The organism is Streptomyces bobili (assembly GCF_002154575.1).
GTDB lineage: Bacteria > Actinomycetota > Actinomycetes > Streptomycetales > Streptomycetaceae > Streptomyces > Streptomyces bobili.
Map to the genome: position 1 here is coordinate 1 of NZ_MUBA01000594.1, position 5,299 is coordinate 5,299.

8 protein-coding genes are annotated in these 5,299 nt (G+C 65.9%); 4 read left to right on the forward strand and 4 right to left on the reverse strand.

Annotated features, from left to right (window positions below; translation table 11 throughout):
• A partial coding sequence (locus BZL64_RS34440; RefSeq protein WP_107430405.1) for an OmpA family protein occupies positions 1-464 on the forward strand: 464 nt, incomplete at its 5' end.
• A 24-nt stretch (positions 465-488) separates the two neighbouring features.
• On the opposite strand, the gene BZL64_RS34445 is transcribed toward BZL64_RS34440, so the two are convergent.
• Positions 489-776 carry a winged helix-turn-helix domain-containing protein gene (locus BZL64_RS34445; RefSeq protein WP_086773009.1) on the reverse strand — a complete coding sequence of 96 codons (288 nt, stop codon included), beginning with the start codon at positions 774-776 and terminating at the stop codon, positions 489-491.
• Between the two features lie 82 nt (positions 777-858).
• Between BZL64_RS34445 and BZL64_RS39640 the strand changes: the two genes are divergently transcribed.
• Genes BZL64_RS39640 through BZL64_RS39645 form a run of 3 tightly spaced genes read left to right on the forward strand, consistent with a single transcriptional unit; the run spans position 859 to position 1,480 of the window.
• Entirely contained in the window at positions 859-1,068 is a 210-nt protein-coding gene (locus BZL64_RS39640; protein ID WP_143663388.1) for a hypothetical protein, read from the forward strand.
• Between the two features lie 2 nt (positions 1,069-1,070).
• On the forward strand, positions 1,071-1,277 hold the full coding sequence (locus BZL64_RS34450; RefSeq protein WP_086773010.1) for a hypothetical protein: 207 nt from the start codon (positions 1,071-1,073) through the stop codon (positions 1,275-1,277).
• A complete protein-coding gene (locus BZL64_RS39645; protein WP_143663389.1) occupies positions 1,274-1,480 on the forward strand; it encodes a hypothetical protein in 207 nt (68 codons plus the stop codon). The genes BZL64_RS34450 and BZL64_RS39645 overlap by 4 nt, the downstream gene beginning before the upstream one ends.
• 75 nt (positions 1,481-1,555) lie before the next feature.
• On the opposite strand, the gene BZL64_RS34455 is transcribed toward BZL64_RS39645, so the two are convergent.
• The 3 genes from BZL64_RS34455 to BZL64_RS34465 all read right to left on the reverse strand — a co-directional run bounded on the left by BZL64_RS34455 (position 1,556) and on the right by BZL64_RS34465 (position 4,977).
• On the reverse strand, positions 1,556-2,035 hold the full coding sequence (locus BZL64_RS34455; protein WP_143663390.1) for a hypothetical protein: 480 nt from the start codon (positions 2,033-2,035) through the stop codon (positions 1,556-1,558).
• Between the two features lie 146 nt (positions 2,036-2,181).
• Positions 2,182-4,485 (reverse strand): hypothetical protein, encoded by a 2,304-nt coding sequence (locus BZL64_RS34460; protein ID WP_086773012.1) that lies wholly within the window; start codon positions 4,483-4,485, stop codon positions 2,182-2,184.
• A 12-nt stretch (positions 4,486-4,497) separates the two neighbouring features.
• Entirely contained in the window at positions 4,498-4,977 is a 480-nt protein-coding gene (locus BZL64_RS34465; RefSeq protein ID WP_086773013.1) for a hypothetical protein, read from the reverse strand.
• Positions 4,978-5,299: the final 322 nt, after the last annotated feature.

The following is a 5,299-nucleotide window of genomic DNA, read 5'->3' on the forward strand; positions in this document are numbered from 1 at the left end:
ACCTTGGGCTCCCCGAGGGTGCCACCCTCGCGGAGCCCAAGGTGCTCGACATCAAGCAGGTCGTCGAGGACGAGACGGGGGACGAGCGGCGCGAGGACACCAACGCGGACGTGAAGTTCGCACTCCAGGCGGAAGTCCTGTTCGGCAAGGACAGCGCCAAGCTGAGCGCCGACGCGAAGGCCCGCATCGCGGGGATCGCCGAGGAGATCAAGAAGCAGAACGCCACCCAGATCCGCGTCTTCGGCTTCACGGACAACCTCGGCTCCTCGGCCCACGGCGACGTCCTGTCGAAGCAGCGAGCCAACGCGGTCCAGGCCGCCCTGGCCGGCGACCTCAACAACGCGAGCGTCACGTTCGAGGTGCGTGGCTACGGCGAGCAGTACCCCATCGCGGACAACGCATCCGAGGCAGGCCGCAAGAAGAACCGCCGAGTGGAGGTCACGTTCCCGAGGACGGCGAGCTGACGGACCGATCCGCAGTCCCGCCGGTCAGCCGACCGGCCCCTCACTCGTGCCTGGGACATCCGGAGCTGATACGGGCAGCGGGTCAGCGACGAAGGTCCCATGGCCGTGAACAGTCTCGACGAGCCCGCGTTCGCGCAGAACCTGGGCGGCCCGTCGGACGGTGAGGTAGGCGACGCCGTATTCCTGCGCGAGATCACGCTCCGAGGGCAGACGGGCGCCGGGCCGCAACGCCCCGGTGCGAATCCTCGCCTCGACGTGGTCGGCCACGGCGGCGTAGATGAGCTGGGACCCCTGCGGGTTGGCGGCAGACACGGCGCCGGGTCGCCCTGGTCCTGGCCGCCGACTTCGGCGTCGACCTCGACCCGCATGTGATCGGTGCGGAGAGGGCGGCGTGATGGGAACGGCAGACAAGGAGCCCCGCCCGCCGGTGCGGATGTGCGTGCGCTGCGAGGTGGTCACCGGGAGTCCGGTCGTGGTCGCCGTGGTGCACCAGAACTCGGGGCCGGGATTCGTCGTGTACGCCTGCCAGGCGTGCGCCGCGCACTACCCGCCGCAGCCGGATGTCCTGACCGTCCGGCGACCCTCCGGCAAAGCCGGGGAATAGCGATGAGCGCGGGTCCCGCCACGGTGGCGGATCCGCGGGAGCGGTCACCGGAGTGCACGCTGGCGCGCAGGCTCGGATACGAGGACGTACATGACGCCTGCCGCCGCCTGCGGGACATCCCGCTCCCGCACAGCGTGGGCCTGCTGCCGCTGGTACGCCGCTGCGGCTGCACCTGCCACCGCCCGCCGACGGCGGCGGGGTCACGATGAACGCCGGCACCCCACCCCAGCCGGGCACCTCCCACCTGATGCTGCGCACCTACCGCGTGGACAGCAACGGCCGCCGCGTCGGCCCGCCCCAGACCCGCACCCACGGCGGCGCTGGAGACCCGACCGCACTGCCGGACTCCTCGCCACGGCCGCGCTGCCGCTGCTTCCGCTGCATGGAGGACGAGGGTCGGCAGGGTCGATAGACGCCAGACGTTCGGTGCGAGGGGGCGTGGACCAAGCCGCGCACCGAACGTCTTCTCGTGACCCTCCGCCCACGCCTATTTGCTGAGCTGCAAGTCATCCGGAATATCTGGCTTGTTGGTGCAGGCCAGCTCATCCCTCAGCGTGCGGGTCAAATGGACGGACAGCTTCTGATGGAACTCTTTCGTGAAAGAATTCGTAGTGTTTTCCCAGGTCCTGACCTCAAGGAGCACCTGCACGTGCGGCCCGCTCGCGGCGCCCTTGATTTCGCAGCGGAATACTAGGTGAATGGGGGAGGTCTCGGATACGTAGACGTCCGTGCTCGCTTGATGCCATCTGTCGGTGTAGGTCTGTACCGCCTTCAGGGTGTCTGCGGCCCATCCCACCGTGGCGTCGAAAGTGCCATTGCCTGAGAGCGTGCACACGTCGTATGCAGCAAAACCCTTACGTTTGTCGTAGGGCGCAATTGCTTCCTTCGTCAGACCCTTTTTGACCTGGTCGACGGAGAGCGTGGGGTTGGTGAACTTGAGGCCATCGGAATCCAGGATCTCCCGCAAAGACTCCATGTTCCCGGCGCCGAAAAGCGTGTTACAGGTCGTCCACTGGGTAGGGTACTTCTCGCTGAGAGGCTTCTCGTCAGCGCAGCCGGTCGAAAGAACTAGGCCCGCTACAGTCCCGCACCATGCAATACGCTTCAAGAACCTCACGACAATGCCTTCTCTATGTCTGAGATGGCGTCTTTCCCATCCCCGTACGAACCCCGGATTTCCGGGAGTAGACCGTTCTTCTCCGTCTGAGTCATCCCGATGGCGTCGGCGTAGTTGTAGATGGGCATCCAGGCTCCATGTATGCCGACCTCCTCCAAACCCTGGATCTTCCTCAGCGCCTCCGCATTGTTCTTGTATTCGTTGTCCTGCAAATACTGCATGGTGTGGTTGCCGTAGGCAGTGCTGACTACGGAGGCTCCTGTTCCCAGCAGGACCGGAACTGCGGTGGTTGCCACGATGCCGGCGGCCGGGCCGAGGACCAACGCCGTGCCGCCCGCTGCGACCGCGGTGACGACACCAGTCATCAATGTCTTTCGCCACTCGCCCTGCTTTGTCATTTCAAGGTTCTTGGCAGTTGTGTCGTCCTTGAACTCTTCGCGGATCTGGTGGGCTCGCGACTCGTCGAGGATTCCGTTGGTAAAAGCCGCGTTGTGGGCAAAGGCGAGTCCATCACCGCGGTTGTCCTCGTGGGAGGCGAGCCCGCTCGCCATGAAGACCTGCTGGGCGGCTGACATGGTCTTGTAGCCCTCTTCGTCCCCGGCGACGAGCATCATGAAGTTTTTCGCTTCCGACATATCGAAAGCCCGACGCACCGAACCGTCGCTGCTGTCGCCGAAGATACGGCCACGGCCCAACTCATCGCCGGTATCGCCCCAATTCATGAGCGAGTAGTTGAGGTCGTCGATGTACGCCGCGCCCATGCGGGCCAGGCTGTCCTTCATGACCTCAGGCAGCGGCCCGTCCTTCTCGGAGAGGACGTTGTACCGCTGGATCGCCTTCTCCATAACTTCCCAAGTCTGTTCATCCCGACGCAAAACCGGCGGATCCGCATCCCACGCCGCCCCCGTCGTCGCGGCCTCCAGGGCGTGACCGAGGGCGTCGGGGCCCATCTCGCGTGCGTGTTTCGCCTCGTCACTGCCGGCGTGGGCGAGGCTGTCCGGGGCCCATTCGAAGTCTGTCCTGTTCAATTCGTCGAAGTAGAAGTTGGCGTCGAGCGTCGCGTTCTTGTCGACCGTGCCGTCCTCCCTGTAGACGGTCGGCGCGTCGGTGAAGAACTTCTTTGCCGCTTCGGGGCTGTGGCCGAGGCCTTCCAGGACGCTGGTCAGCGGGTCGTAGCCGGCGCCGTTCTTGCCCGACGGGTTGAAGCCCCAGTCGAGGTCGGATCCAGAGGGTGCGGGTCTGTTGCCCGTGAACCGTAGAGGGTCCTTGCGGTGCAGCTGGACGATGTGTTCCGCGATGGGGTTGATGAACCGCGCGTCGTAGTTGCCGTAGCGCAGCATCCCGCCCAGGAGCTGGTAGCCGTACGGCGCGCTGCTGCCACCCGCGCCGCGATAGAGGGGGATCGGCTGCGCGCCCAGCTTGCGGAACTCGGAGGACCAACTCGTCGGCAGGTGTGACTTGTTGTCCGGGTCGGTGGCCGATGCCAGGGCCAGGCCCATGTTCTTCTGGAGCTGCTGGGCGAGGGCGAGCCGGTCCTTGTTGTCTCCCATGGTGCCGTTCAGTGACATACGGCCGTAGAACTCCAGCGCGTCCTTGGGGCCGCCGAGCGACTTGTAGAAGTCCGTCGAGAAGTCCGCGTCCCTGGCGTTGAACTTCATGATGGAGTTCAGCTCCAGATACTGCTTGTCCGTCATCTCCGGGCCGAGCTTGGCCAGTTCGACCGCCCGTTCGGCCTGGGCGTCGTCGAGGGACTCGTACGAACTGTGCCCCGCGTTGTGGGCGTCGTTGCCGTGGCTCTTGTTCAGTGCGCGGGTGACGGAGGCGTCGATCTCGGCGGCGTGGGCGAGGATCCGGTTGATCCGGCCGTTCAGTTCGTCCCTGGCCGTGTTCTCCTCCGTCGTGCGCACGTCCGTGTCGCCTCGGACGTGCGGGTAGACGCAGTGAACGGTCCCGTCACCGTAGTCCTGGACACTGATGCCCCACTTCCGCGCTTCGGCCTGCGCGGTTCTGATCTGCTTCTGCAGCGAGACCAGTTCGGTGTGGGCGTCGTCGAGGACGTGATGGATGCTGCCGGCCTCGGTGTGCAGGTCGGCGATCTCCTTCGCCGTCTCTGTGACGAACCCCCGGGTCACCGTCGCGTTCACTCCCGCCCAGCGTGCCGCGTCCGACTTCGCCAGCATGCCTGTGCGGGCGTGCTCGGCTGCTGTCTTCAGCCCTTTGACGGTGCTGTCCCAGTCGGCGACGGCCGAGCCCAGTCTGCCTAGATCGACCTCGATGAGGTCCGCGTAGGTGAGCGCCACGGATCCGTCCCTCTACTGGAAGTACTTGCTCAGGACCGACGGGGATAAGACGCCGCCGTCGATTGCCGCGGTCTGAGCGGCGATCTTCGCGTCCTCGTCGGCGTGCAGCTTCTTGGTGTAGTCGAGGTGGTTGGAGATGTGCGCGCAGGCTTGGAGCACCGACTTCGCCTGCGAGGTCCAGATCTCCACCGTCCTGGTCAGCCCCGCGCCCATGGTGAAGCCGTGGGACGTCAGTGAACTCGCCGCCTGGGAAGTGGATCCCTCGCCGCCCTTGTCGGCACCCGCGCCCGCGATGTCCGCTGCCGTGCGCAGCTCGTCCCACAGCAGGTAGGCGTCGTGGCCGACCGCGCCGAGGTCGTCCTGAGACACCACCAGATCACCGGCCCCGCCGCTCGCGCCTTGGTCCACCGGTAGCTGGTTGAGCTGCATCCGCGCCTGACCGCCCGGTTCCCCCGCGGCTGCCTTGACCTGTTCCCACTCCTCCCACGCCATGCGTGGAACCTCCTTGTGACCAGTCGTTGTGCTGCCCGGTGGGGTGTTCCTGGCAATGCGGGGTCATGGAAACGCCGCTGACGCCGGCCCAGCCCCGAACAGTCCAGCCCTGCCCGGCAAGACAGCGCATGTCTTACTCACCACGGAGCCCCACGGATCCTCACCGCGCACCCCCGATGCCCATCGGTGACTCTAGCCACCGTCAGTGACACCCTGAAGCCGTCCTTCACGCAGAGTGGCCGGAATCCGCCCCAGCCTCAGCCTCCACCGCGACCACCACCCCCACCCGCAGTCCTTCCTCTTATCCACATCTGACGCTGCC